The 25,409-nt window shown below is 62.6% G+C and carries 27 protein-coding genes; 25 read left to right on the top strand and 2 right to left on the bottom strand.

Annotated features, from left to right (window positions below; genetic code table 11):
• The first annotated feature begins 14 nt into the window (after positions 1-14).
• The 15 genes from JTF07_RS00880 to JTF07_RS00810 all read left to right on the top strand — a co-directional run bounded on the left by JTF07_RS00880 (position 15) and on the right by JTF07_RS00810 (position 12,974).
• Positions 15-1,235 (top strand): ammonium transporter, encoded by a 1,221-nt coding sequence (locus JTF07_RS00880; RefSeq protein WP_204232472.1) that lies wholly within the window; start codon positions 15-17, stop codon positions 1,233-1,235.
• Positions 1,236-1,491: 256 nt separating this feature from the next.
• Positions 1,492-3,111, top strand: a complete 1,620-nt coding sequence (gene ffh / locus JTF07_RS00875) for a signal recognition particle protein (RefSeq protein ID WP_204232471.1) — start codon at positions 1,492-1,494, stop codon at positions 3,109-3,111.
• A gap of 157 nt (positions 3,112-3,268) precedes the next feature.
• Positions 3,269-3,697, top strand: coding sequence for a 30S ribosomal protein S16 (gene rpsP, locus JTF07_RS00870; RefSeq protein ID WP_143922490.1), 429 nt, complete (start codon positions 3,269-3,271; stop codon positions 3,695-3,697).
• A 1-nt stretch (position 3,698) separates the two neighbouring features.
• On the top strand, positions 3,699-3,929 hold the full coding sequence (locus JTF07_RS00865; RefSeq protein ID WP_009885102.1) for an RNA-binding protein: 231 nt from the start codon (positions 3,699-3,701) through the stop codon (positions 3,927-3,929).
• A 243-nt stretch (positions 3,930-4,172) separates the two neighbouring features.
• Entirely contained in the window at positions 4,173-4,673 is a 501-nt protein-coding gene (gene rimM / locus JTF07_RS00860; protein WP_204232470.1) for a ribosome maturation factor RimM, read from the top strand.
• A gap of 8 nt (positions 4,674-4,681) precedes the next feature.
• The gene (gene trmD, locus JTF07_RS00855) at positions 4,682-5,509 is read left to right on the top strand and encodes a tRNA (guanosine(37)-N1)-methyltransferase TrmD (protein WP_204232469.1); all 828 of its coding nucleotides are present in this window, start codon (positions 4,682-4,684) and stop codon (positions 5,507-5,509) included.
• A gap of 175 nt (positions 5,510-5,684) precedes the next feature.
• The gene (gene rplS / locus JTF07_RS00850; RefSeq protein ID WP_143922493.1) at positions 5,685-6,026 is read left to right on the top strand and encodes a 50S ribosomal protein L19; all 342 of its coding nucleotides are present in this window, start codon (positions 5,685-5,687) and stop codon (positions 6,024-6,026) included.
• 33 nt (positions 6,027-6,059) lie between these two features.
• Complete coding sequence (gene lepB, locus JTF07_RS00845) at positions 6,060-6,683, top strand: signal peptidase I (RefSeq protein ID WP_204232468.1); 624 nt, start codon at positions 6,060-6,062, stop codon at positions 6,681-6,683.
• Positions 6,684-6,776: 93 nt separating this feature from the next.
• The gene (lepB, locus tag JTF07_RS00840; RefSeq protein WP_204232467.1) at positions 6,777-7,481 is read left to right on the top strand and encodes a signal peptidase I; all 705 of its coding nucleotides are present in this window, start codon (positions 6,777-6,779) and stop codon (positions 7,479-7,481) included.
• Positions 7,481-8,212 carry a ribonuclease HII gene (gene rnhB / locus JTF07_RS00835; RefSeq protein ID WP_204232466.1) on the top strand — a complete coding sequence of 244 codons (732 nt, stop codon included), beginning with the start codon at positions 7,481-7,483 and terminating at the stop codon, positions 8,210-8,212. Before lepB (JTF07_RS00840) ends, rnhB begins: the two co-directional genes overlap by 1 nt.
• Complete coding sequence (locus tag JTF07_RS00830) at positions 8,209-8,526, top strand: DUF2469 domain-containing protein (RefSeq protein WP_143922497.1); 318 nt, start codon at positions 8,209-8,211, stop codon at positions 8,524-8,526. The genes rnhB and JTF07_RS00830 overlap by 4 nt, the downstream gene beginning before the upstream one ends.
• 158 nt (positions 8,527-8,684) lie before the next feature.
• Positions 8,685-9,083 (top strand): YraN family protein, encoded by a 399-nt coding sequence (locus tag JTF07_RS00825; protein ID WP_204232465.1) that lies wholly within the window; start codon positions 8,685-8,687, stop codon positions 9,081-9,083.
• The gene (locus JTF07_RS00820; protein WP_204232464.1) at positions 9,080-10,630 is read left to right on the top strand and encodes a YifB family Mg chelatase-like AAA ATPase; all 1,551 of its coding nucleotides are present in this window, start codon (positions 9,080-9,082) and stop codon (positions 10,628-10,630) included. Before JTF07_RS00825 ends, JTF07_RS00820 begins: the two co-directional genes overlap by 4 nt.
• Positions 10,627-11,874 carry a DNA-processing protein DprA gene (dprA, locus tag JTF07_RS00815; protein WP_204232463.1) on the top strand — a complete coding sequence of 416 codons (1,248 nt, stop codon included), beginning with the start codon at positions 10,627-10,629 and terminating at the stop codon, positions 11,872-11,874. The genes JTF07_RS00820 and dprA overlap by 4 nt, the downstream gene beginning before the upstream one ends.
• A 140-nt stretch (positions 11,875-12,014) precedes the next feature.
• On the top strand, positions 12,015-12,974 hold the full coding sequence (locus JTF07_RS00810) for a tyrosine recombinase XerC (protein WP_353843839.1): 960 nt from the start codon (positions 12,015-12,017) through the stop codon (positions 12,972-12,974).
• A 19-nt stretch (positions 12,975-12,993) separates the two neighbouring features.
• Here JTF07_RS00810 and JTF07_RS00805 read toward each other — a convergent pair whose 3' ends face one another.
• Positions 12,994-13,944: a D-alanyl-D-alanine carboxypeptidase family protein gene (locus JTF07_RS00805; protein ID WP_252199210.1), complete on the bottom strand. Its 951-nt coding sequence runs from the start codon at positions 13,942-13,944 to the stop codon at positions 12,994-12,996.
• Between the two features lie 653 nt (positions 13,945-14,597).
• Between JTF07_RS00805 and rpsB the strand changes: the two genes are divergently transcribed.
• From rpsB to JTF07_RS00760, 9 genes are all read left to right on the top strand, one after another.
• The gene (rpsB, locus tag JTF07_RS00800; protein ID WP_204232461.1) at positions 14,598-15,542 is read left to right on the top strand and encodes a 30S ribosomal protein S2; all 945 of its coding nucleotides are present in this window, start codon (positions 14,598-14,600) and stop codon (positions 15,540-15,542) included.
• A gap of 34 nt (positions 15,543-15,576) precedes the next feature.
• On the top strand, positions 15,577-16,404 hold the full coding sequence (gene tsf / locus JTF07_RS00795) for a translation elongation factor Ts (protein WP_204232460.1): 828 nt from the start codon (positions 15,577-15,579) through the stop codon (positions 16,402-16,404).
• A 174-nt stretch (positions 16,405-16,578) separates the two neighbouring features.
• Complete coding sequence (gene pyrH / locus JTF07_RS00790) at positions 16,579-17,331, top strand: UMP kinase (RefSeq protein ID WP_143922504.1); 753 nt, start codon at positions 16,579-16,581, stop codon at positions 17,329-17,331.
• A 151-nt stretch (positions 17,332-17,482) separates the two neighbouring features.
• Positions 17,483-18,040: a ribosome recycling factor gene (frr, locus tag JTF07_RS00785; protein WP_143922505.1), complete on the top strand. Its 558-nt coding sequence runs from the start codon at positions 17,483-17,485 to the stop codon at positions 18,038-18,040.
• Positions 18,040-19,062: a phosphatidate cytidylyltransferase gene (locus tag JTF07_RS00780; protein WP_204232459.1), complete on the top strand. Its 1,023-nt coding sequence runs from the start codon at positions 18,040-18,042 to the stop codon at positions 19,060-19,062. Before frr ends, JTF07_RS00780 begins: the two co-directional genes overlap by 1 nt.
• A gap of 131 nt (positions 19,063-19,193) precedes the next feature.
• The gene (gene rlmN / locus JTF07_RS00775) at positions 19,194-20,501 is read left to right on the top strand and encodes a 23S rRNA (adenine(2503)-C(2))-methyltransferase RlmN (protein ID WP_143922507.1); all 1,308 of its coding nucleotides are present in this window, start codon (positions 19,194-19,196) and stop codon (positions 20,499-20,501) included.
• Positions 20,502-20,583: 82 nt separating this feature from the next.
• Complete coding sequence (locus JTF07_RS00770) at positions 20,584-21,144, top strand: DivIVA domain-containing protein (protein ID WP_143922508.1); 561 nt, start codon at positions 20,584-20,586, stop codon at positions 21,142-21,144.
• On the top strand, positions 21,137-21,808 hold the full coding sequence (locus tag JTF07_RS00765; protein ID WP_204232458.1) for a hypothetical protein: 672 nt from the start codon (positions 21,137-21,139) through the stop codon (positions 21,806-21,808). Before JTF07_RS00770 ends, JTF07_RS00765 begins: the two co-directional genes overlap by 8 nt.
• Positions 21,809-21,836: 28 nt before the next feature.
• A complete protein-coding gene (locus JTF07_RS00760; protein ID WP_204232457.1) occupies positions 21,837-22,688 on the top strand; it encodes a N5-glutamine methyltransferase family protein in 852 nt (283 codons plus the stop codon).
• Between the two features lie 180 nt (positions 22,689-22,868).
• On the opposite strand, the gene JTF07_RS00755 is transcribed toward JTF07_RS00760, so the two are convergent.
• Positions 22,869-24,068, bottom strand: a complete 1,200-nt coding sequence (locus JTF07_RS00755; protein ID WP_204232456.1) for an acyl-CoA dehydrogenase family protein — start codon at positions 24,066-24,068, stop codon at positions 22,869-22,871.
• A gap of 99 nt (positions 24,069-24,167) precedes the next feature.
• Between JTF07_RS00755 and dxr the strand changes: the two genes are divergently transcribed.
• Entirely contained in the window at positions 24,168-25,409 is a 1,242-nt protein-coding gene (gene dxr, locus JTF07_RS00750; protein WP_204232455.1) for a 1-deoxy-D-xylulose-5-phosphate reductoisomerase, read from the top strand.

Here is a 25,409-nt window from a genome sequence, read left to right as displayed (position 1 = left end):
GTGAAAGAGACGACATGGAACTCGACGCAGTGAATGTTTGGATGATGGTCGCGGCCGGTCTGGTCCTGCTCATGACCCCCGGTGTGGCCTTCTTCTACGGCGGCATGACCCGAATCACCTCGAGCATCAACATGATGATGATGGTGTTCTCGGCAATGGCGATGGGTGGGCTCGTCTGGGTCCTCTTCGGATACGGACTGAGCTCCGGGGACTCCGTGCTGGGGATCTTCGGCAATCCGCTGTCCCAGATCGGCCTCGCCGACGCAGTCGCCAACGAACCTGAAGCCCTCATCTCCATCGGCTACGGCTCGACCTTCGCGATGATTGCGATCGCACTCATCGCCGGTGCCGTCGCTGATCGAGCGAAGTTCTCCACCTGGCTGGTCTTCGCCGGACTGTGGGTCGCCTTGGTGTACTGCCCTCTGGCCTTCATGGTCTGGGGCGACGGACTGCTCAGCGAATCGGGTGTGATCGGCAGCGCCTTCGGGCCCGCGATCGACTTCGCCGGTGGAACGGTCGTGCATATCAACGCGGGAATCTCCGCCCTCGTGCTCGTCGTCGTCATGGGCCGCCGGGCCCGGTATTCGACACCGCACAAACCCCACAACATTCCGATCACCGTTCTCGGCGCCGCGCTGCTGTGGTTCGGCTGGTTCGGATTCAACGGTGGAGCCGCCTCGACGATCGAGCAGGCCGGACTGATCTGGGTCAACACCCTCGCCGCCCCTGCCGCCGGAATGATCACCTGGATCGCAATCGAGCGGATACGGGCGACTCGCCCCAGCAGCATCGGCAGCGTCTCCGGCGCGATCGCCGGTCTCGTGGCCATCACCCCCGCCTGTGCGAACGTCGAACCGTACGCGGCGATCATCATCGGAATCGCGGCAGGCGCAGGAGCTGTGCTCGCTGTGGAGGCGAAGAACCGCCTCCGCTACGACGATGCTCTCGACGTCGTCGGCGTCCACCTCGTCGCCGGTGTCATCGGCACGGTGATGATCGGACTCTTCGCGGTCCCGAGCGCAGACTCGGCCGCCGGCCTCTTCTACGGTGGAGGACTCGGTCTCCTCGTATCGCAGATCGTGGCCACGATCGTGGCCCTGATCTACGCCGGAGGCGTGACCCTGGTGATTGCTCTCGTCCTGCGGAAGACCATGGGGCTGCGCATCGACCCCAGAGACGAGCTGTCGGGCATCGATGCCTTCGAACACGCGGAGCAGGCCTACTCGTTCCGCTGAACCCCGAAATCTCCCGCCAGGGGGCCGGTCGGTCTCACCGGCCGCCTCGGTGAGGGGGAGTGCGTGAGCGTACTCACCGATCGCCTCGGTGGGGTGGAAGCAGCCACCCCGCCGAGGCGATCGGTCATTCACGGCCCATCGACAGGTTCCGGGATGAGGGGGTTGTGGGCGCTTTCCCAGCTTTCTCGGTTTCAGTCGGACACCGGTGAGTTGTTAGGCTAGGGAGTCGACCAATTATCGTGAAGAAGGCTTGTACGTGTTTAATTCTCTCTCCGACAGGCTCACCGCGACGTTCAAGAACCTGCGCGGCAAGGGCCGGCTGTCCGAAGCCGATGTGGATGGCACCATCCGCGAGATCCGTCGCGCCCTTCTGGACGCTGACGTCGCCCTGCCCGTCGTTCGTGCATTCACCGGACGCATTCGCGAGCGGGCGCTGTCCGAAGAGGTCTCGGGTGCGCTGAATCCTGGCCAGCAGGTCGTCAAGGTCGTCAACGATGAACTGGTCGGCATCCTCGGTGGGGAGACTCGTCGACTGAACTACGCGAAGCGCCCGCCCACGGTCATCATGCTCGCTGGTCTGCAGGGTGCGGGTAAGACCACCCTGGCCGGCAAGCTCGCCTATTGGCTGAAGTCCGAAGGCCACCGTCCGATGCTCGTCGCCGCCGATCTGCAGCGGCCGAACGCGGTCAACCAGCTCGAGATCGTCGGCGAGCGTGCAGGCGCCTTCGTCTACGCACCCGAGCCCGGCAACGGCACAGGCGACCCGGTGCAGGTGGCCACCGACTCCATTGAAGTCGCTAAGTCGAAGCTCCACGATGTCGTCATCGTCGACACTGCCGGTCGTCTCGGCATCGACGAGGAGCTCATGCAGCAGGCCGCTGACATCCGCTCGGCAGTCAACCCGGATGAGGTTCTGTTCGTCATCGACGCGATGATCGGTCAGGACGCGGTGAAGACCGCCGAGGCCTTCCTCGAAGGCGTCGACTTCACCGGTGTCGTGCTCTCGAAGCTCGATGGTGACTCACGCGGCGGTGCCGCGCTGTCCGTCGCCGAGGTGACCGGTAAGCCGATCATGTTCGCGTCGACCGGTGAGTCGATGAAGGAGTTCGAACAGTTCCATCCCGATCGGATGGCTGACCGGATCCTCGATATGGGCGACATCATGACCCTGATCGAGCAGGCCGAGAAGAACTTCGATGAGAAGGAGACTGCGAAGCTCCAGAAGAAGGTCGAAGCCGGTGAAGACTTCGACCTCAATGACTTCCTGACGCAGATGTCGGGCCTGAAGAAGATGGGCTCGATGAAGAAGATGCTGGGCATGATGCCCGGCATGAGTCAGTACAAAGATCAGCTCGAGAACTTCGACGAACGCGAAGTCGATCGCGTCGAAGCCATCGTTCGGTCGATGACTCCGGCAGAGCGCACCAACCCGAAGATCCTCAACGGATCACGCCGCTCGCGCATCGCCAAGGGTGCCGGCACCACAGTGAACGCGGTCAATCAGCTGATGGAACGATTCACTCAAGCGCAGAAGATGATGCGCGGGATGACTCGCGGCGGCGGTATGCCCGGAATGGGCGGAGGCGGCGGGATGCCGGGGATGGGTGGAATGCCTGGAATGGGCGGAATGCCCGCCGGCGGAGCGAATCGCAAGAAGAAGGCTGTGGGGAAGAAGAAGGGTCGCAAGGGCGGCCAGTCGGGCAACCCCGCCAAGCGTGCCCAGCAGGCTCAGGCGCTTGAGGACAAGAAGTCCGGAAAGACGAAGGATCCGGTCGGCTCGGCCTTCGGCGGCGTCGATCTCGACGGTGACGAAGAGTTCGATATGAAGAATCTGCCGAAGGGCTTCGGCGGGATGTTCCCAGGTGGAAAGTCATAGGGCTTTCTGGCACAATTGGGTCTTGTACTTTTGCTTCCGACGTGGGCCCTCTCTTCCACGTTGAGGTGATAGTCCAGGTCACAGACTCCAACAGGTCAACCCCACGATTCTTCTGGAACCTCTGTGCAACAAAAACACAAAAGGAGACACCACTAAAGTGGCAGTCAAAATTCGCTTGACCCGCATGGGCAAAATCCGTGCACCGCACTACCGCGTCGTCGTGGCCGATTCGCGCACACGTCGCGATGGCAAGGCCATCGAACAGATCGGCATCTACCACCCGACACGTAACCCTTCGGTCATTGAGATCGATTCGGAGCGTGCTCAGCACTGGCTCTCCGTCGGCGCTCAGCCGACCGATCAGGTTCGCACCCTGCTCAAGCTCACCGGAGACTGGCAGAAGCACACCGGCGTCGGCGAAGCAGTGAACACTGTGAAGCCACAGCCGGAGAAGGAAGCCTACGTGGCTCCCACTGCCGGATCGGTGATCAAGGAGGCTATCACTCCTAAGGGTTCGGACAAGGCTGCGGAAGCACCTGCTGAAGAAGCAGCACCTGCTGCTTCCGAAGAGAGCGCTGAAGCCTGACATGTTGGCTGATTCGCTCGAACACCTGGTCCGCGGCATCGTCGATCATCCCGACGATGTTGCTGTTCGATCCCGCTCGTCACAGCGCGGGACCACGCTCGAGGTCCGGGTTCACCCGGAAGACCTCGGCCGTGTCATCGGTCGCGCGGGGAGAACCGCAAAGGCTCTGCGTACCGTGATCAACTCTCTTGCCGGCCGCGAGTCGGTGCGAGTGGACCTCATCGAGGCGTAACACCTTCATCGGGAAAGGGGGACGCGGCGTGTCATCGCCGCGTCCCCCTTTCCTGTATTCACCGCACTTCTGTCGGCGACGATGCTCGCTGCAATCCGGATGCGGCGCAGATATGACAAAGCCAGCGGACTAAACTGTGTGCTGGAAGTGACTGCGTAGCGGCATCGTTGCGGTCACGCATCTTCACACGCACGAATCTGAGCGCTTTCATGAACGAGCGCTTTCATGAACACGAGGAGCAGTATGGACACGGTGATCGCCCGGTTGGGCAAACCGCACGGCATCAAAGGCGAATTCACCGTCGAGGTGCGCACCGACCGACCGGATGAGCGATTCGTCCCCGGTCAGACCTACTCCACCGATCCCGATATCGGTGAGCTGACTCTGACGTCGGCGAGGTGGCACCGGGACCGTCTGCTGCTGAGTTTCGATGAAGTCCCCGATCGGAATCGGGCAGAGGAGATCCGCAACACCCTCATCCTCAGCGATCAGGTCGAGGACGAGGCCGAGGATGACGCCTGGTACCTCGAAGACCTCATCGGACTTCGCGTACTCGAGGGTGAGACTCAGGTCGGGGAGATCGTCGACGTCACCAACGGCACCGCACAGGATCTGCTCCACATGAAGCACATCGACGGACACCGGGCGCTCATTCCCTTCGTCACTGAGATCGTCCCCGAGGTCGACGTTGAAGGCGGATGGGTCAGAGTCACGCCTCCGGCTGGTCTCTTCGACGCCTCGTGAGTCCAGCCATGAAGATCGACGTCGTCTCCATCTTCCCGGAGTATCTCGCCGGGCTTCAGCTCTCCCTCATCGGCAAGGCCGTGGATCAGGGGGTGCTCGACCTGAGCGTTCACGACCTGCGTGACTTCACCTTCGACCGGCACAACACCGTCGATGACTCACCGTACGGTGGGGGTGCCGGAATGGTGATGAAGGCCGAGCCGTGGGCGCTGGCACTCGAGCACATCCTCGGCAGGGAATCTCCGGGGACAACCAGCGTCGAGCAGACGGTCGGTGCAGATACCGGTGACGAAGACCCTGCCGCAGCGGGCAGGCCGATCCTCATCGTGCCCAGCCCGGCCGGCCCAGTGTTCAACCAGCGCATCGCAGAGGAACTCTCCGTTGCCGATCACCTCGTGTTCGCGTGCGGACGTTATGAGGGGATCGACCAGCGAGTCATCGACTGGTCGGGCGAACATTACGATCTTCGCCCCATGAGCATCGGAGACTATGTGCTCAACGGGGGAGAGGTCGCCTCAATGGTGATGATCGAGGCAGTCAGCCGCCTCATCCCCGGAGTCATCGGCAACCCCGAGTCGCTGACAGAGGAAAGCCATGAGGACGGACTCCTCGAATACCCGATCTACACGAAGCCCGCCAGTTGGAGAGACCGGGACGTGCCCGAGATCCTGCTCAGCGGAAACCACGGCGCGATCGCACGGTGGCGCAGAGACCGCAGACTCGAACGCACAGCCGAGGTCAGGCCGGATCTGCTGGCCGGACTCAACGGTCTCGACAAGCATGATCGCGCCGTTCTGCAACGGTTTGAGTCCGGGGACGATTCCGTGAAAGAATAGGTCGTCGCGTTTGTTGGCATTCACCTGCTTCAGGGGGATGGATGCCCAAGACCGTTCTCAGGTGTCAGCATCGGAGAATTTCGGGGAGTGATCCCGACAGACGATCCAATCACCGGTTCAACCGGTCCGATATGCGTGTCCTCGACCTGAAGCTGGGGACACATGGAGAAACACAATGCAGAAGCTTGATGTTGTTGATGCAGCCTCGTTGAAGTCTGACGTTCCTGAGTTCCGCCCAGGCGACACCCTCAACGTTCACGTGCGCGTGATCGAAGGATCGCGTTCGCGTATCCAGGTGTTCAAGGGAATCGTCATCCGTCGCCAGGGCGACGGAATCCGCGAGACCTTCACCGCTCGTAAGATCAGCTTCGGCGTCGGAGTCGAGCGCACATTCCCAGTGCACTCGCCCATCGTCGAGAAGCTCGAAGTCCTCGCCCGCGGTGACGTTCGTCGCGCCAAGCTGTACTACCTGCGCGAACTGCGCGGCAAGGCTGCACGCATCCGCGAAAAGGCCTGATTATTGCCTGGCACTGTGGGGAGTGATCACGCGGTGCCGAATAACCGAGAAGACGCGACCTTCGGGTCGCGTCTTCTTTATTCGGGCCGCCTCTGGAAGATCGTGGCTGTCATCGCGATTCTCATCATCGTCATCGGCGGATCGATTCGTGGCTTCGTCATCCAACGGTTCACGATCCCCAGCGAATCGATGGAGCCGACTCTCGACGTCGGCGATGACATCACCGTGTGGCGTCCCGATGCGCTGAGTTCAGACATCCAACGCGGAGACATCGTCGTTTTCGACGGCCGTGGCTCCTTCGTCGACGATGCTCTGCCGACCCCGCTGCAGAAGGTGGGGTCATGGGTGGGGCTCGGGAACCGAGACGTCTACTACGTCAAACGCGTCATCGCGGTCGGCGGTGACACGCTCCAATGCTGCGATGCCCAGGGACGGCTCCTGCTCAACGACGAACCCCTGGAAGAGGGCTATGCGCCGCACCCGGCCTCATCCACCGAATTCTCGATCGAGATTCCCGCCGACACCATGTGGGTGCTGGGGGACAACCGGAACAAGTCCGCAGACTCGCGCGCACTCATGGGCAAGCCAGGAGGCGGATTCATTCCGCTCGACCGTGTCATCGGGCCCGTGATCGGGCATGGTTCCTCGGTCGACTGAGATGACCGCCGCCTGAACGATGGTGCGGCGGGGTGCTGGTACGCTCATTTCAGTCCCAATGCGGAACCTGTGGTCCGATGCGAAAGCGAACGAATGTCAACCGAATCAGAAGCTTCTCCACCGTCAGCCTCGAAGAGATTCCTCCGTGGCCTGCTCGAGACCGCAGCGATCATTCTCGTCGCCATCCTCATCTCCACCGCACTCAAGACCTGGGTCGTCCGCTCGTTCTACATCCCTTCGGGATCGATGATGGAGACCCTGCAGATCGATGACAGGGTCCTTGTCAATCAGCTGGCGCCGAATTTCGGGCCGGCCAACCGCGGCGACATCATCGTCTTCGACGACCCAGACCATTGGCTCAGTCCTGAAGAGATCTCGGAGTATGAGCCCAACCCTCTCCTCGAGTTCGTCGGACTGGCTCCCGCTGACGGGGGCCAGCAGCTGATCAAACGCGTCATCGGCGTCGGCGGGGACACCGTCGAATGCTGCGATGCGCAGGGACGCATCCTCGTCAACGGTGAACCCATCGATGAGACATACCTCGACGACGGCACCGCCCCCTCGGAGGTGGACTTCAAAGTCACCGTCCCAGAGGGTCACTATTGGGTGATGGGTGACAATCGCAGCAACTCCGCAGACTCCCGGTACCACGTCGACACACAGCCCTATGTGTCCGAGGACAACGTGGTGGGCACCGTCTTCCTCATCAACTGGCCCTTCAAACATTTCAGTTGGATGTCCACGCCTGAGTCAGTCTTCGCCGATGTCCCCGACTCTGAAGGAATCACCGGCAGCTGATGGCACAGATCGGATTGCACGACCTCAGCTGTGAGCGCGCCCTGCTCGCAGAAGGCTACGAGTTCGTCATCGGCATCGACGAGGTCGGTCGTGGAGCACTGGCAGGGCCGGTCAGTGTGGGTGTGGCCCTCTTCGACCTCAGAGAGCTCACCGACGCCGAGGTGCCAGCAGGCATCCATGATTCGAAGCAGCTGAGCGCGTTGTCCCGTCAGACCGCGACCGATCGCGTCAACGGGTGGGCGCGAGCCACGGCAGTAGGGTCGACGACGCCGAGCGAACTCGACGAGCTCGGAATGACGATGGCACTGAACCTGGCCGGTCGTCGAGCACTCTCTGACATGCTGATGCCTCTGCTCGGCTCAGCGGTTCTTCCGCCCTCGACTATGGTGCTCCTCGACGGCAAACACGACTGGCTTTCAGCTCCACTTACGCTCGACTGCCTGGGGATATTCGGGCCCGCAGCAGACCTGGAGCTGCCTCAAGTGCGGACCGTGATCAAAGGTGACGGCAGCGTTCCCGTCATCGCCGCGGCAAGTATTGTGGCAAAAGTGCACCGAGATGAGGCGATGATCGCACTCGCCGAGGCTCATCCCCAGTATGGTTGGGAGTCGAATGTCGGGTACGGAACCATGAGACACCGTCGGGGCATCGCCGACTTCGGCCCCAGCATTCACCACCGGAGAAGCTTCCGCCTGCTAACGGCGCACGATGCGAAGGAGGGATCGTCATGAGCACTGATGATCTGGACGATTACGAAGCGCAACTGGAGCTTCAGCTCTACAAGGAGTATCGAGATGTCGTAGGACTCTTCGCCTACGTTGTCGAGACCGAACGTCGCTTCTACTTGGCCAACCACGTTGATCTCAAGGCCCACAACGACGCCGGCGACGTCTACTTCGAACTGACGCTGCGAGACGCCTGGGTGTGGGACAGCTACCGGTCGGCGCGCTTCATCAAGACAGTGCACGTGCTGACCTTCAAAGACGTCAACATCGAGGAGATCGCCAAGAGCGATCTGGAACCACCGACGTCGATCAGGAGCTGACGGCGGCCAGCAGCCGATTCAGGAGAGGCACTCGCACGCGCCGGCCTGTGGGCTGGACCGTGACTTGCACGTGATCGGCCTGTGGACGACGTAGCGCCGTCCACAGGCCGATCGTCTGCTCTTGTCACGTCTGCATCGCCGGTGGTGATCTGTCACTCATGGGACCAACATCTGGCAGACGTAGCACAACGACACCGGGAATGCGTCAGCGCGCTCTGGGACAGACAGGGGAGGACCTGGCAGCAGAGTTCCTGCAACAACAGGGCATGGTCATCATCGAACGCAACTTCAGATGCCCACGGGGAGAGATCGACATCATCGCCCGAGACGGTGAGACCATCGTCTTCGTCGAGGTGAAGACCCGCAGAACGCTCGCCCTCGGATCTCCCCTCGAGGCCGTGACCAGGGCGAAGCTCAATCGGATCAGAATGCTGTCGGCGATCTGGCTGCGCGGGCAGCGCGACTTCTTCGCCGCCATCCGCATCGATGCCCTCGGCATCGTCATGGAACCCGAGCCCGACTACTCTCATCGCCGTGACCTGCAGGTCGACTCGTGAGCGAAGAAGCGCAGCTCAACGTGATCGGGCGCGCCTCCGCCGTCGCTCTCTGGGGGCTGGCGGGGAAGATCGTGTCCATCGAAGCCTGCGTCAGCGCCGGCCTGCCGGGTATCGACATCGTCGGTCTGCCCGACGCTTCCGTGAGCGAATCCCGGAAACGACTTCGCGCCGCACTCGCCTATCTGGGCATCCCCGTGGCCACACAGCATCTGACGATCAACCTCACTCCAGGCACGGTGCCGAAGATCGGCACCGGATTCGACCTGGGAATCGCCGTGGCCGTACTCAAAGCGCAAGGCATCATCGACGAAGCCGACACAGAATCGATCATCCATTGCGGTGAACTGGGCCTTGACGGGCGCATCCGCCCCGTCAACGGTGTGCTGCCGAGCCTGCACAGCGGCCTGCAGGCCGGCTTCGAACGATTCGTCGTGCCCGTGGGCAACAGTCAGGAATCAGCACTGCTCGGGGGAGCCAGGGTCCGAGCCATCGCCTCGCTGGCCGAACTGATCAACATCTACGGCGGAGATCTCAACGTCCCGATGCTCCCACCAGTCCTTGGCGCCGACACTGCCGACCCGGAAATCTCCGAACGCCACGACCTCTCCGAAGTCCAAGGGCAGGCTGAGGCACGATTCGGGCTCGAGGTCGCGGCGGCCGGTGGGCACAATCTGCTGATGCGAGGCACACCGGGAGCCGGGAAGACGCTGCTGGCCCAGTGTCTGCCGGGGATCCTTCCACCGTTGGACGACCCGCAGGCGGTCGAAGTGGCGGCGGTGCGCTCGCTGCGAGGAGAGCTGCACAGCGGCGAGGGGCTCGACCATCGGCCTCCTTTCGAAGCGCCCCACCACCGCAGCACCGCCTCGGCGCTCATCGGTGGGCGCAGACCCGGGTCGATAGGAATTCTCAGCAGGGCCCACCGCGGCGTCCTCTTCATGGACGAGGCGCCCGAGTTCTCACGGGATGTACTCGAAGCACTGCGTCAGCCGATGGAGGCTCGACAGGTCCACATCCATCGTGCCTGGGGCTCCATGGTGCTTCCAGCATCGTTCCAGTTGGTGATGGCGGCGAACCCCTGCCCCTGTGGAGCTGGAATGCGCGGAGCCGACTCCACGTGCCGATGCACTCCGATGGACAAGCGCCGTTACCGCAACAGACTCTCCGGTCCTCTGCTGGATCGCGTTGACCTGCAACTCGAACTGTTTCCAGTCTCACCGGCCGACATCCGCCTCGGTGGGGTACAGGAGGACAGCGTTGCCGTCGCCGCAAGGGTCAGACTCGCCCGGCAGCGACAAGCTGATCGATACGTCGACTGTGAGTGGTCGCTGAACTCGAACGCACCCGGGGCCTGGCTGCGTGAGCATTTCTCCCTGAGTCCGAACAGTCTGCGCGACCTGGACCGCGCACTCGAGACAGGAAGGATCACCATGCGCGGATACGACCGAGTGCTCAGGGTGGCAACGACCTTGGCCGACCTAGAAGGGGCCATGGTGCCGACACCTGACAAGATCACGGCGGCGCTGGCTCTGAGGACACAGGACTCATGAACGACGACAGAATGAACGACGAGAGTGGAGACATCCGAGCGGCTGTGGCCGCTCTGCTGAGGATAGGCGAACCCGGCGACGGACTGCTCACAGGGCTCGTTGACGAGGTCGGTCCGATTGCAGTGCTCGAACTGATCCGGGCAGTGGCAGCAGGAAAATCATCAGCAGTCGAGGCCGCCGACAGCCTGACGCCGATCGTGAACGCGGTCGCGGGCAGCGGACAGCTCGGAGAGGCCTTCGACCGGTGGGCGGTGCGAGGCGCGGATGCGCAGGGACAACGTGACCTCGAGGCAGTGCAGAGACTGGGTGGGCGACTCGTCATCCCCAGCGACGACGAATGGCCACCTGCTCTGAGAGACCTCGGACCGGCGGCACCACTGGGACTGTGGGTCAGGGGTAAGGCGCGACTGGACGCGGTGCTGCAACGGGCAGCGGCTATCGTCGGAGCACGAGCGGCCAGCAACTACGGCACCAAATGTGCCTCAGACCTGGCCTGGGATCTGGCGGCGAGGGGCCTGACCATCGTCTCCGGCGGAGCATTCGGGATCGATGCGGCCGCCCATCGGGCAGCCATCGCCCGCGACGGCACCACGATTGCCTTCATGGCTGGGGGAGTCGACCGCTTCTATCCAGCTGCCAACACCGAACTGTTCAACCAAGTACTTGAGTGTGGCGCGATCGTGTCCGAAACCGCGCCCGGGATGACTCCGATGCGCCACCGCTTCCTGCTCCGCAACCGTCTGATCGCCGCCTCGTCCCAAGTCACCATCATCGTCGAGGCCGGTTGGCGCAGCGGAGCACTCAACACCGCCCGACACGCACTCGAGCTTTCACGTGAAGTCGCGGCATTCCCTGGATCCGTGTATTCGGCGTCATCGACGGGCACCCACAGACTCATCCGACACCATGAAGCGGAGTTGGTGACCAGCTGCGAAGACGTCATCGAACTCATCGAAGGTGCCCAGCCGATGCTGTTCAACGACGGCAGCCTTCCAACCGAAGGCCCGCGTCTCCGTTCCGAGGGGCCAAGCCAGTCGCCGGCAGATCCGATCGATGACCTCGCCGAACGAGAGAAGATCTGCCTCAATGTGCTCTCGGCGACCAAGGCGCTGGATGTCGGAACGGTGGCGGCTCGGGCCGGACTGACAGTGCCGAACACGCTCTCCGCGCTCGCCCTCCTTGAACTTGCTGGCCTGAGCGCTCGCCGCGATTCCGGCTGGGTCAAACTGCGCAGACAGAAATGACTCTTCCAAACAGACAGAAATGACTTTTCTCAGCAGACAGCGATAAGAGGTCGAAGCCGACAGCGCTGAGTCCTCGATGAGGAGCCCGCCGCTGAGTGAAGGTCCACCGCGTGGCCCGAGCGATCGCGTAACCTGGGGCTGTGACCCAACCGATGACCATCTCCGAGGTGGTGTCCGGCTATGCCGACCACCTGAGATCACGCGACGTCTCCACCCACACCTCGCGGGCCTACGTCTCAGATGTCACAGACTTCTTCGACCATGCATCCCACTCGGCGGCAGCCCGCACCCGAGCGGGCACCTCCGAGCCCAGTGTTGGCGACATCGATCTCAACGATCTGCGTTCGTGGCTGATCACCCTCGACGATGCCGGAGCGGCGAAGTCGACCGTGGCCCGGAAGATCGCGGCTGTGAAGTCCTTTTTCGCCTACTGCGTGAACCACAAGGGACTGACGAACAATCCGGCGGCGCGGCTGCGGACTCCCAAGAAGGACTCTCGTCTTCCCACCGTCCTCAAGCCTCAGCAGGCTGCCGATCTGGTGTCCCGGGGGCGTACCGCTCACACGGAGGCGGACAGCAGCGATCCCATTGACGCAGCCAAGTGGGCCAGGGACGCAGCCATCCTGGAGATGCTCTATGCCACGGCAGTGCGCGTATCTGAGCTGACCGGGCTGAACCGCAACGACGTTGACCATCAGCGCTCGATGATCACTGTCCTGGGCAAGGGGAACAAGGAACGACGCGTTCCCTTCGGCGCACCCGCCCAATCGGCATTGCAGCAATGGCTGACACTGCGGGAGACCTTGGTCTCGAACGCCAGCGGTGATGCGCTCTTCCTGGGCGTGAGAGGCGGACGAATCGGAGCCAGACAGGTCAGGGAACTCGTTCATCGGTACGGCTCCGATGATCCCAGCGCACCCGATATCGGCCCGCACGGGCTGCGGCACTCGGCGGCTACGCACATGCTCGACGGGGGAGCAGACCTGCGACAGATCCAGGAGCTGCTGGGGCACTCGACGATGAGCAGCACACAGATCTACACCCATGTCTCGATGCAGCGATTGCAGGAGACCTATCGGCAGGCACACCCCCGGGCCTGAGTTCACTCGCTGGGGGACTTCATTGTCGGAATTCCCAGTGCCACGGCTCAGGCAGCGAACCGGTCTGGCGGGCCCATCCGGGATGGATCCATCCGAACTTGGGTGCGTTGGCACGCATCCACTGGTGCTCGGCGGTGCCGAACGAGTTGATTCCGCCTCCGAGGTCGACGGCCAGTGCCCAACCGTGATTCGAGGTTCCGGGAGTCGCCGCCATCCGACCTTTGCGCCTCTTCAGGATGACCTGGGTGTCATAGTCACGGTAGGCATCCGTCACGGAGATCGGAGTCGAGAATCTGGCTTCATAGGCGTGGGACATCCGGTCGAACGCCGCTTGGGCATCACAGCGCAGCATCTGTCCGGGTGCCGACTTCACCACACACATTGCAGCGGCGGGGATTCGACCATTGCGATGTCCACCCCAGGCACCTGCACCTGAAGTCGTGGAATCCCCGGTGTGTTCCTCTGCCGGTTTGCGTGACAGCGGCAGCAGGATCGACGCCTCCTGCCCGAAGAAGCCTGCTGGGTCGATGTACTTCTTCACACCTGCGGACTTCCAGACGCCGATGTGCAGGCAGGATTCGTCGCAGTGACCGCCTTCGGCAACTGCTGCTATCTCCGCGCCGGCGGGAAATGCCTCACCCATCTCCAGCGTCGACTCAGCCGGCTGGAAGGAGATGACGTATCCGGAGTCCGTCTCGATGCTCGTGATCGCGGTGCCAGCCACAGTGCCTCGGAAGCGAACGGTGCCTGCAGCTGGCGCACGCACCGGTTCACCCCTGACTGTGAGCACATCGATGCCACGGTGTCCCTTCAACCATGCCTCTGAAGGTGGATCGAAAGCCTCGGTGATCTCCATCGCAGGGACGGGCGAGACCCACGTCGGTCGAACGTCGGACGCTGGTTCGGCAGCTGCCGTCCGGACCGGTGCACCCACCTCGGCGAAGGTGAGGGCCAGGACCATCAGAGTCATTGCCGCAATGAGACGCAGCCGCGACGATGCCGGCCGTGCTCGATCCGACGTGGAACGGACGGTGTGAGGAGAATCGACGAAGAAGTCCATGAACCCATGGAAGCTCGGTCGCGTCGAGATGTCAGGCGCTCGGACAGGGCCTGTGGACGACCCTCTGACGTGCACAGGTGAAACGACCACAAGTGTCGGGACTATCCACAGAAGACAACGAAAGAGTGACCAAGCGAAACCTTTGCTCAGACAGGTGCGGAGGTGCTGACCCTGAACCAGCGAGCTATCATCAGTGCAGATGTACCAAGGTGGACCCAAGATTTCCACACCTGCGTGGACACGAGTCGAAAGATTTCTCCTCCGCCGGGCGGGCCAAATGCCGCGCAGGGTGTGATGCAGCCCATTCCTCAGGTGCCGGATCGATTGGAAAAGCCTTGGGCAACAGGGATAGGATGGCCTCAGCAGAAGCGTGTCTTCTGACTACGCGTATTCGATTTCTTCTCCATCCCATGGTGCAAATAGTCCGCGAGGGCGAATTTGTGGGGCGGATGAACCGAATACTAGGAATCAACCGAAAAGGTCACTGTTGCCGACGGCTCAAAGCCGGCGGATAACACTGACGTAAAAGCGCCTTCGGGCGCGAGAGAAAGGAGGGCGTCGGCATGGCCGTCGTCACCATCCGCCAGCTGCTCGACAGCGGCGTTCACTTTGGACACCAGACCCGTCGTTGGAACCCGAAGATGAAGCGTTTCATCTTCACCGAGCGCAACGGCATCTACATCATCGACCTGCAGAAGTCGTTGGGCTACATCGACTCTGCATTCGAATTCGTCAAGGAAACCGTGACCCACGGTGGGTCGATCCTCTTCGTCGGCACCAAGAAGCAGGCACAGGAATCGATCGCCGAACAGGCCAAGCGCGTGGGACAGCCCTACGTCAACCAGCGGTGGCTCGGCGGTATGCTCACCAACTTCCAGACCATCTCGCTGCGCCTGCGCCGCCTGAAGGAACTCGAAGAGATCGACTTCGATGACGTTGCAGGTTCTTCGCACACCAAGAAGGAACTGCTCATTCTCCGTCGTGAGAAGGACAAACTGGAGAAGACTCTCGGCGGTATCCGCGATATGCAGCGGACCCCTTCGGCTGTCTGGATCGTTGACACCAAGAAGGAACACCTTGCTGTCGACGAAGCACGCAAGCTGGGCATCCCGGTCATCGCGATCCTCGACACCAACTGCGACCCTGACGACGTCAACTACCCGATCCCGGGCAACGACGACGCCATCCGCTCGGTGTCCCTGCTGACCCGCGTGATCGCCGACGCAGTGGCAGAGGGCCTCATCGCCCGCCACTCCTCAGACGACGACAGCGGAGAGAAGAACGTCTCCGCCGTCGAACCGATGCCTGAGTGGGAACGTGAACTGCTCGAGGGCAACGCTCCAGCCTCCGAGGAAGCCGCTGCCCCAGCTGCCGACGCTGCCGCTCCGGCCGCAGACGCCGCTGCTGAGGAGCCTGCTGCTGAAGAAGCCTCTGCACCTGCTGCCGAAGCAACGGAAGAGCCCGCCGCAGAAGCTGCAGCGGACTCCACCGAGTCGACAGAGTCCTGATTTCCTTTAACTCCACCAACTTTTAGGAGAAAGAATGGCAAACTACACTGCCGCTGACATCAAGGCATTGCGCGAGAAGACCGGCGCCGGAATGATGGATGTCAAGAAGGCTCTTGACGAAGCTGACGGCGATCAGTCGAAGGCCATTGAGTTCCTCCGTGTGAAGGGCCTCAAGGGCGCTACCAAGCGTGAAGGTCGCTCCACCTCCGACGGTCTCGTGGCTACACAGATCGACGGCGGCGTCGGAACGATGATCGAGCTCAACTCGGAGACCGACTTCGTTGCGAAGTCCGATCCCTTCGTTGCACTCGCCGAGGAAGTTCTGGCCCTGGCAGTTGCTGAAAACGCTGATTCGGCCGAGGCTTTTCTCGAGTCCACGAAGGACGGCAAGCCCGTCTCGGAGTTCATCACCGAAAGCGGTGCGACTCTGGGCGAGAAGGTTGCCCTTCGTCGCGTCGGACGACTCGAAGGCGCAAACGTCGAGTCCTACCTGCACCGCACGAACAAGGATCTGCCCCCTCAGGTGGGCGTCCTGCTGGCATACGAAGGTGACGACGCATCTGTCGCACACGATGTCGCCGTGCACATCGCAGCGATGAGCCCGAAGTACTTCTCCCGTGACGATGTCCCCGCCGACCTCGTGGAGAACGAACGTCGCATCGCTGAGGACACCGCGAAGAACGAAGGCAAGCCTGAGCAGGCTCTGCCCAAGATCATCGAAGGCCGCGTCAACGGCTTCTTCAAAGAGAACTGCCTGCTCGACCAGGGATTCGCCAAGGATCCCAAGCAGTCCGTGAGCAAGGTCCTCGAAGCTGCCGGCGTCAAGGCCACCGGATTCCTGCGTTTCCGCGTCGGAGCCTGAAGCACCATTGACCGTTGAGCGAGTCGTTTTCCGACCCGCGCAGCAGTCGTCTCGCTTGAGAGTGAACTCATAAGCGGCTGACGGGGTCGGACCATTCGGTCCGGCCCCGTTTTCGCTACACTGACACCGACGACTCATCCGGGCTCTTACCTGCCCAGACGGAAGAAGGACTAAATGACATCCACCCCGGTTCACGAATCCAGCTACGCCAGCAGACCAGTCCGCACTCATCGCCGCCGTGTGCTCCTCAAACTCTCGGGTGAGGTGTTCGGCGGAGGCAAGATCGGAGTCGACCCCGATGTCGTCGCCGCTGTCGCCAGAGAAGTCGCCCCCACCGTCGACGAGGTGGAGGTCAGCATCGTCGTCGGCGGCGGAAACTTCTTCCGCGGAGCAGAGCTGTCCCAGCGGGGCATGGACCGCACGCGCGCCGACTACATGGGCATGCTCGGCACCGTGATGAACTGTCTGGCACTGCAGGACTTCCTCGAACAGACAGGCGTCGATACCCGGGTTCAGACCGCGATCCCCATGTCCCAGGTCGCCGAATCCTACATTCCGCGCCGGGCCATGCGCCACATGGAGAAGAACAGAGTCGTCATCTTCGGCGCCGGAGCCGGACTGCCGTACTTCTCCACCGACACCGTTGCCGCGCAGCGTGCGCTGGAGATCCACGCCGACGAAGTCCTCATCGCCAAGAACGGCGTCGACGGCGTCTATACCGCCGACCCGAACATCGACCCCACCGCAGAGAAGATCAGCGAGATCACCTACCAGGAGGCGCTGCAGAAGGGCCTCAAAGTCGTTGACGCAACAGCATTCTCCCTGTGCATGGACAACAAGCTGCCGATGCACGTCTTCGGCATGGAAGGCGAAGGCAATCTGCGCAAGGCAATTGTCGGCGACAAGATCGGCACCGTAGTCAAATAAAGCCCCAGGGCGCAATGCCCTGGGCACTCATCGCCTCGAAACACCTCCTCAGACGAAATCCAGGACTCTCCCTGGACCAATCGAGTGCGGCATTCGTGAGCTATGACCCATAGAATGAACCCAAAGCTCCCATCGACGGAAAGAGTGAGTCGTGATTGAAGAAACACTGGCAGAGGCCAGAGAGAAGATGGACAAGGCCGTGGAATTCACGCAGGAGGACTTCTCGTCCATCCGCACCGGCCGCGCCAATCCCGCGCTGTTCGCTTCCATCGAGATCGAATACTACGGTGCGCCGACGCCGCTGCAGCAGCTGGCCTCATTCCAGACCCCGGAAGCCCGCACGATCCTCGTGACTCCTTACGACCGTGGAGCGCTGGGTGACATTGAGACTGCACTGCGCAACTCGGACATCGGCGCCAACCCCGCCAACGACGGCAACGTCATCCGTGTGGTGCTTCCGGAACTCACCGAGGAACGCCGCAAGGAATACGTGAAGATCGTCAAGGGCAAGGCCGAAGACGGCAAAGTGTCGATTCGCAACATCCGTCGGCACGCCAAGGAAACACTGGAGCGCATCAAGAAGGACGGAGACGCCGGTGAAGACGAAGTCGCACGCGGAATCTCCGAACTCGACGATCTGACGAAGAGCAAGGTCGACAGTGTCGACAAGCTTCTCTCCCAGAAGGAAGCTGAGCTCCTCGAGGTCTGATGATTTCGTTGACTGGGCCAGACAATCCAGCACCAGATCCGGCTCCCCTCGGGGAGCCGGATCCGGTTCCGCATACGTCAGGGCCTGACACCCCGTTCCCGAAGCGCAGAGACCTGCGCAACTCCGGCAAGGACTACTCACCGGACGATCCGGAGACCAACCCGGCCGCGGAGACCGGGCAGGACATCCCCGAGGTGGCAGAGAAGGACTACGGCAAGGCCGGACGGAACCTGCCGGCTGCGATCGGCATCGGGCTGCTCATCGGCGGAGTCGTCCTGGTCTCCCTCATCGTCTTCCCGATCTCCTTCCTCTTCATCATCCTCATCGCCATCGTCGCCGCGATGTGGGAGCTGGCCAACGCGCTGTCGCGTTCTGGATCACTCGTGTCGCGGATACCGACCATGGTCTCAGCCGCCTGCATGGTGCTCGCGACCTTCGTCGGCGGCCGCGAGGCGCTGTGGGTGACCTTCGCCGCCAGCGCCGGCGCGGTCATGCTCTTCACCATGGTCGAGCGACGCAAGAACGCGGTCAAGGATGTTTCGCTGTCCCTGTTCGCGCTGACCTATGTCGGACTCATGGCCTGCTTCGTCGTGTATCTGCTGACCCAACCCGACGGCAATCTCTACGTGATACTGTTCCTCGCCAGCGTGGTGGCCTCGGACACCGGCGGCTACGTCTTCGGCGTCCTCTGGGGCAAACATCCGATCGCCCCGAGGATCTCCCCGAAGAAGTCCTGGGAGGGCTACATCGGCTCGGTGGTCTTCGCCGCAGCAGTCGCGACCACCCTGGCTGTGACCCTCTTCGATGCGCCGTTCTGGACCGGACTGGTCTTCGGCGTCGTCATCCCAGCCTTCGCCACGCTCGGCGACTTCAGCGAATCGATGATCAAACGCGATCTCGACCTCAAGGACATGGGAACTCTGCTGCCAGGACACGGCGGTGTCATGGATCGACTCGATTCGATCCTGCCCACCGCCCCTGTTGCTCTGGTGATGTTCTCGGTTCTGCCCGGCTATCTCTGATCCGTCTCGGTCAGACTCGCACCGACTCGCACCGAGGCGTACTGGCGCCCCTTAGTTGCTGATGGCGCCCGCTCATCCGCCGTGGCGGCGCACACACCCCACGAGAATTGCTCTCATGAGACAATGGACGTGTGAGTTCTCAAGCAGGTAACAGGCAGACCCGGCCCGTCGTCGAACACGCAGACGGCACGACATCGAAGACACCGACGCGTGATGGCCGTCCGCTGCTCAATTTCAAATCTCCGCGAGCCAGTCAGCCGAAGCAGCATCTGGCCGACATGACGATGGACGAACGCATCGACGCGGTCAAGGAGATGGGACTGCCCGCCTTCCGCGCGAAGCAGATCTCGACCCACTACTTCTCTCATTACCAGACCGACGTCGAGTCCATGACGGACCTGCCCAAGGACCTGCGGGCGGACCTGCAGGAACGGTTCTTTCCCCACCTCCTGACCGAGGTTCGTCGTCTGCGAACCGAGAACGGCGACACGATCAAATTCCTGTGGCGCCTCTACGACGGCGCGCTCGTCGAGTCGGTGCTGATGCGCTACCGCAATCGCGTCACCCTGTGCGTCTCCAGCCAGTGCGGCTGCGGCATGAACTGTCCCTTCTGCGCGACAGGGCAGCAGGGACTCACGCGCAATATGTCCGCGGCCGAGATCGTCGAGCAGGTCATCCGCGCCAACCAGGTCATCGCCGCCGGCGAACTCGCACCGGCACCCTCAGGCGACATGCCGGCGGAGGGGGAGACAGCACTCGGTGCCGAATCCGATGAGGACCAGGGCGAGACCTCTGAGGCCACGGTCGATGCATCGGGCACGACCACCTCGGCGACGGGACCCGAACGGGTCTCCAACATCGTGTTCATGGGAATGGGCGAGCCACTGGCCAACTACAAGCGAGTGATGAACGCGGTGCGCCGGTTCGTCGAACCCGCACCGCAGGGATTGGGAATGTCGGCCCGCCGGATCACCATCTCCACCGTCGGTCTGGTCCCGGGCATCAACAAGCTCGCGGCCGAGGACATCCCCGTCACCTTCGCCCTCAGCCTCCACGCACCCGATGACGAGCTGCGCGACGAGATGATCCCGGTCAACACGCGGTGGAAGGCCGATGAGGCCATCGACGCCGCGTACAACTACTACCAGGTGACGGGACGTCGGGTGAGCATCGAATACGCGCTCATCAAGGACATGAACGATCACCCCTGGCGTGCAGAGCTGCTGGCGAAGAAGCTCAACGCTCGCGGTCGCGGTTGGGTCCACGTCAATCCGATCCCGCTCAACCCGACTCCCGGCTCCGTGTGGACCGCGTCGGAGCCGGAGGTGGCAGACGAATTCGTGCGCAGACTCATCGACCAGGGGATCCCGACGACCATCCGTGATACCCGCGGATCGGACATCGACGGAGCCTGCGGACAGCTCGCTGCCGCCGACTGAGAAGCTGCGAACACGCATTTTCCGCGTCCGCCATTTATCATGGTGGAAATGACCATTACGGCGATTCGCTTCTGGAGGCAACATGGCGGACACGACTTTCCCCCGAATGTCCGGATGGAAGAACGGCTACGACCCGAAACAGGTCGACAGCTTCTTCAAACGTGCGCGTGAATCCTTCGAACGTCCCACCCCGCAGCCCGGCGACCTCGACTCCCGGGCGGTGCGCACCGTCGGCTTCGATCTGGTGCGCAAGGGATACCACGTCGCCGTCGTCGATGCCGCACTCGACCGACTCGAAGATGCCTTCGCCAAACAGGCACGTGACCGCCTCATCGCACAGTCGGGCCAAGATGCCTGGGTATCCGAACTTACACGTGTGGCCTCGTCGCTGCGGGGCCGCCTGGTCCGCGAACCCGGTGAGCATTTCGACAATCCGGCACCCGGCGTCATCGGCTACGACATCGAACAGGTCGATGATATGTGCGAGAAGGTCAACGCCTACTTCACGCAGGGTGTCGCGATGAGCGTCGACCAGGTTCGCCGTGTTCTGTTCAAGACTGCCAAGGGCAACAAGGCCTACGACGAGGATCAAGTCGATGCCTTCATCGACCGCGTCGTCGAAGTGATGGCCTCCGTTGACTGATTTCCACTACTTCGAACAGCCTAGCGACACGTCCTCGGGCACACTCAACCCTGTGTTCGAGCTGCTCGACTACCCGATCGTCATGGGCGGTGCCGATGAGATCGTCCTGACCGGTCCGACTCCGGAGCGACCGATGGTCGATGGCCGCGAGGTCACCGATCCGCGGCTGATCAAAGCACTGTCGAAACCCGATGAGCTCGACCGCGCCGAGGTGCTCGACCGGAGCGCGAAGTTCGCCGGAGTCCTCCGTGCAATGGGGATCACCGGCGGCGAAGGCGAACGGATCCTCATCGCCGAGGATGTGCCGCCGATCTCACGGGCACTGAGCATCCTCGGTGCCGTCCGAATCGGACTGAGCGTAGATGTGCGCTCGGAACCCGCCGCTGACGAGAGCACATCGGTGTTCGTCTACGCGATCGAAGCACCACCCGTCGAATCGGGACGGGCCTCGGTCAAGGCCATCCGCTCACGCTTCGAAGGCGTGGGAATCGCGATCGCGGGGGAGACAGCGAACCTCGACCAGGCAATGAGAGACTCACGAGTCGAACCGACAGAAGTGGTCGCATTGACTCCGGACCAGGCTCTCATCCACACCGATGAGACATCCCTCGACGCACGATCAAGCCTCGAGTGGCTGTCGCGGGAGATCCTCGCTGAGGCCTGACTCCTCCGCTCCAGACGAATCTGCGCAGTTGGATCAGCCCACGGTGGTGGCCCGACTGCGCGCGGCAGGGTGCGTCTTCGCCGAGGACGAAGCCCGCATCCTCATCGATGCTGCGATGTCCTCTGCGCACGTGGCGAGATCGTCAGGCCTCGCAGCTGAGAGGAGCAATAGCCTCCTGGCTGAGCTGATCGCCCGCCGAGTTGCCGGCGAACCTCTCGAGCAGATCGTCGGATGGGTCGAATTCGCGGGGCAGCGACTGCACGTGGCACCCGGCGTGTTCGTGCCCCGGCAGAGGACTGCGCTGCTGGCGGGGGCGACGATGCGCGCGGTGGAGGCAGCCGGGGCTGGGGCACGGTTCCTCGAAGCCTTCTGTGGGGTCGGGCCGGTGGCCACTACGGTGTCCCGGGCGCTCCCGGACACGCAGATCCACCTCGGCGATCATGACGAAACGGCGCTTGAGTGTGCACGGAGGAACGTCGGAGCAAGTGTCAACTGCCACCGACTCACATGTCTGTCGGGTCTGCCGCAGTCTCTGCTGGGCAGCTTCGACGTCATCTCCGCAGTCCCGCCCTACGTTCCCGACGCTGCCGCGGAGTTCCTCCCCAGAGAGGCGATCGAGCACGAGGCACCGACAGCGCTGTTCGGGGGAGCTGACGGTTTGGATCTTGTGCGCAGCCTCATCCGGGACTCAGGCGAGTGGTTGGCCCCGGGAGGAGTGCTGCTCATCGAACTCGGCCGCGAACAGCGGCACACGGCCGCTGGTTTCGGAGAGGCCCGGGAATTCAGCGCCAGTTGCATCCTCGGCGAGGACGAGCAGACCACGGTGCTCGAGCTGAGGAGACTCGCGCCAGCACGCCACACGACGTCAGCTGACGCCTGATTGTTGTGCCAAGCACCCGGCAGCTGCACCTGACGCCCGACGGTTGTGCCCGCGCGACGACGACAACCGCTTGCCAAAAGTGTGTACGTACTGCACTTGTGCTCTACGTACACACTTTCGACAAGCGGTTGCTGTTCGGCGCTCAGAGTAAGCGCAACTGCAGCGTTCGGCGCGTGAGCGTCAGTTTGCGAAGGCGTTGATTCCGGTGAGGCTGCGGCCCAACGTGAGCTGATGGACCTCGTGGGTGCCCTCATAGGTGAGCACGGTCTCGAGGTTGACGGCATGGCGCAGCGGTGGGTATTCGCTGGTGATGCCCGAACCGCCGAAGAGCGCGCGCAGGTCGCGGCACACGTTCATCGCGGTGTCGACGTTGACCATCTTGCCGAGGCTGATCTGCTCGGGACGCACGCCCTTCTCCGAGTCCTTGAGCTTGCCCAGATGAGCGGCGAGCAGGGTGATCTGCGAGTACTGGCCGAAGGCCTTCGCGAGCTTCTGCTGGCTGATCTGGAACGAAGACAGCGGACGGTCGAACTGGATGCGTGTCCCGGTGTATTCCAGCGCAGACTGCAGGGCGTCGCGGGCAGCGCCGGTGACGCCGAAGACGATTCCGTAGCGGGCCTCGGACAGGCACGACAGCGGACCTTTCAAGCCCTTGGCCTTGGGCAGAATGGCGTCTTCGGGCAGGCGCACGTTGTCGAGGACGATCTCGCCGGTGATCGAGGCACGCAGTGAGATCTTGCGGTGGATCTCTGGCGTCTGGACACCCTCGGTGTTGCTGGGGACGACGAATCCTCGGACAACGGGCTTGCCTTTGGAATCGGTTTCCTCGGTCTTGGCCCAGACGACCATGACATCGGAGACGGGGGAGTTCGTGATCCACATCTTCGCGCCGTTGAGGATCCAATCGGACCCGTCCTTCTTCGCGGTCGTCTTCATGCCCGAGGGGTCGGAGCCGACATCCGGTTCGGTCAGACCGAAGCAGCCGATGGCCTTGCCTGCTGCCATCTTCGGCAGCCATTCTTCCTTCTGCGCCTCGGAGCCGAAGTGGTGGATGGCGAACATCGCCAGTGATCCCTGGACTGATACGAGCGAGCGCAAACCCGAGTCCACGGCTTCGAGCTCGCGGCAGGCCAGACCGTACTGGGTGGCGGTGGATCCGCCGCAGCCGTAGCCATCGAGGTGCATGCCGAGGAGGCCGAGTTCTCCGAGTCCCTCAGCAAGCTCTCGGGCAGGAATCGTGGCATCGAGGAAGTAGTCGCCGATCTTGTCGCGAACGTTCTCATCAAGCCACTTCTTCACGATCGACGCGAACTCGAGGTCATCGTCCTCGAAGACCGAATCCAATCCCAGAATGTCGTCGGGGCTCAGCGTTGCACTCATAAAAACCTCTCTCGCCATTGATTCGCATTGCATATCTCACGTCGCCGATGACGCCGATGTCGAGTCATTTCCCAGAGAACTTTGGCATGATCGGTAGGCGTGAGCAAACGTAGAATCATTGTAGTCGGCTCGACCGGTTCGGTCGGCACCCAGGCCCTCGATGTCCTGACAGAGAACGCAGCGGACTTCGAAGTCATCGGCCTCGCTGCCGGAACCCAACTCGATGCGCTGGTCGTCCAAGCTCTCGATTTCTCGGTCCCCGTCATCGGTCTCACCAGCCCACCTGAGGGTGGCTCGAGCGAGATCCGGCGGCGTCTGGAGCAGGCCGCAGGTGAACGCGGGATCAGCGATCCCGTCAGTGAGATCCACGTGGGCTCCGATGCCGCCGAGGTGGTCGCCGGGGCAGCTGCCGACATCGTCCTCAACGCTGTGACCGGAGCCGCCGGACTCGGTGCGACCCTGGCCGCCCTCGACCGCGGCACCGACGTGGCGCTTGCGAACAAAGAGTCCCTCATCATCGGCGGCTCGATCGTCCTCGATGCTGCGGCCCGCACCGGAGCCGCCCTGATCCCCGTCGACAGTGAGCACTCCGCGATCGCCCAGGCCCTGCGCTCGGGCACCCACGGCGAGGTCAGCAAGCTTGTCATCACAGCCTCCGGCGGCCCTTTCCGCGGCATGACCCGCGATGCGCTGCGCCGTGTCACCCCGGCTCAGGCACTCAAACACCCCACTTGGTCGATGGGATCGATGATCACCATCAACTCCGCGACCCTGGTCAACAAAGGCCTTGAAGTCATCGAGGCCCATCTGCTCTTCGACATCGACTTCGACCACATCGAAGTCGTCGTCCACCCGCAGTCCCAGATCCACTCGATGGTCGAGTTCAGCGACGCCTCGACGATTGCGCAGATCTCCCCGCCGGACATGCGCCTGCCCATCGCCTATGCCCTCGGCACTCAAAGTGACGGTCAGACTCGGCGGTTGGCATCCGGGGCGGTGGCCAACAACTGGGGGCAGCCGATGCACTGGTCCTTCGAACCCGTCAACCACATCGCCTTCCCGGCGCTGGGCCTGGCCGTTGAAGCAGGACGGAAGCGCAAGAGCTTCCCCGCGGTGTTCAATGCCGCCAACGAGGTCCTCGTCGAGGCCTTCATCGGCGGTGAGATCCCATTCACCGGAATCGACCAGGGAATCGACCGGGCGCTGCAGGCCCACGAACCCGCGGCCGAGCACACGGTCGAGACCGTTCTCGCCGCCGACGCCTGGGCTCGCGAGTTCGCCCGGCAGGACCTGGTCGCCCAGACCGCAACCGCACAGAGCAAGACTCTCGGCGGCTCCTGA

Origin of the sequence: Brevibacterium sp. RIT 803 (genome assembly GCF_016892625.1) — a bacterium.
Lineage (GTDB): Bacteria > Actinomycetota > Actinomycetes > Actinomycetales > Brevibacteriaceae > Brevibacterium.
The sequence above is the reverse complement of the archived record's forward strand: the minus strand, read 5'-3'. Positions and strand labels throughout refer to the sequence as shown.

Bases quoted from the DNA above. Each gene is read 5' to 3' on its own strand.
- JTF07_RS00830 (WP_143922497.1), top strand. From the start codon at position 8,209: ATGAGCACTGATGATCTGGACGATTACGAAGCGCAACTGGAGCTTCAG.
- pyrH (WP_143922504.1), top strand. From the start codon at position 16,579: ATGACATCCACCCCGGTTCACGAATCCAGCTACGCCAGCAGACCAGTC.
- JTF07_RS00805 (WP_252199210.1), bottom strand. From the start codon at position 13,944: ATGACTCTGATGGTCCTGGCCCTCACCTTCGCCGAGGTGGGTGCACCG.
- JTF07_RS00755 (WP_204232456.1), bottom strand. From the start codon at position 24,068: ATGAGTGCAACGCTGAGCCCCGACGACATTCTGGGATTGGATTCGGTC.
- trmD (WP_204232469.1), top strand. From the start codon at position 4,682: ATGAAGATCGACGTCGTCTCCATCTTCCCGGAGTATCTCGCCGGGCTT.
- dprA (WP_204232463.1), top strand. From the start codon at position 10,627: ATGAACGACGACAGAATGAACGACGAGAGTGGAGACATCCGAGCGGCT.
- rpsB (WP_204232461.1), top strand. From the start codon at position 14,598: ATGGCCGTCGTCACCATCCGCCAGCTGCTCGACAGCGGCGTTCACTTT.
- rplS (WP_143922493.1), top strand. From the start codon at position 5,685: ATGCAGAAGCTTGATGTTGTTGATGCAGCCTCGTTGAAGTCTGACGTT.
- JTF07_RS00880 (WP_204232472.1), top strand. From the start codon at position 15: ATGGAACTCGACGCAGTGAATGTTTGGATGATGGTCGCGGCCGGTCTG.
- lepB (WP_204232467.1), top strand. From the start codon at position 6,777: ATGTCAACCGAATCAGAAGCTTCTCCACCGTCAGCCTCGAAGAGATTC.
- JTF07_RS00780 (WP_204232459.1), top strand. From the start codon at position 18,040: ATGATTTCGTTGACTGGGCCAGACAATCCAGCACCAGATCCGGCTCCC.
- rimM (WP_204232470.1), top strand. From the start codon at position 4,173: ATGGACACGGTGATCGCCCGGTTGGGCAAACCGCACGGCATCAAAGGC.
- rnhB (WP_204232466.1), top strand. From the start codon at position 7,481: ATGGCACAGATCGGATTGCACGACCTCAGCTGTGAGCGCGCCCTGCTC.
- JTF07_RS00770 (WP_143922508.1), top strand. From the start codon at position 20,584: ATGGCGGACACGACTTTCCCCCGAATGTCCGGATGGAAGAACGGCTAC.
- tsf (WP_204232460.1), top strand. From the start codon at position 15,577: ATGGCAAACTACACTGCCGCTGACATCAAGGCATTGCGCGAGAAGACC.
- JTF07_RS00825 (WP_204232465.1), top strand. From the start codon at position 8,685: ATGGGACCAACATCTGGCAGACGTAGCACAACGACACCGGGAATGCGT.
- JTF07_RS00865 (WP_009885102.1), top strand. From the start codon at position 3,699: ATGTTGGCTGATTCGCTCGAACACCTGGTCCGCGGCATCGTCGATCAT.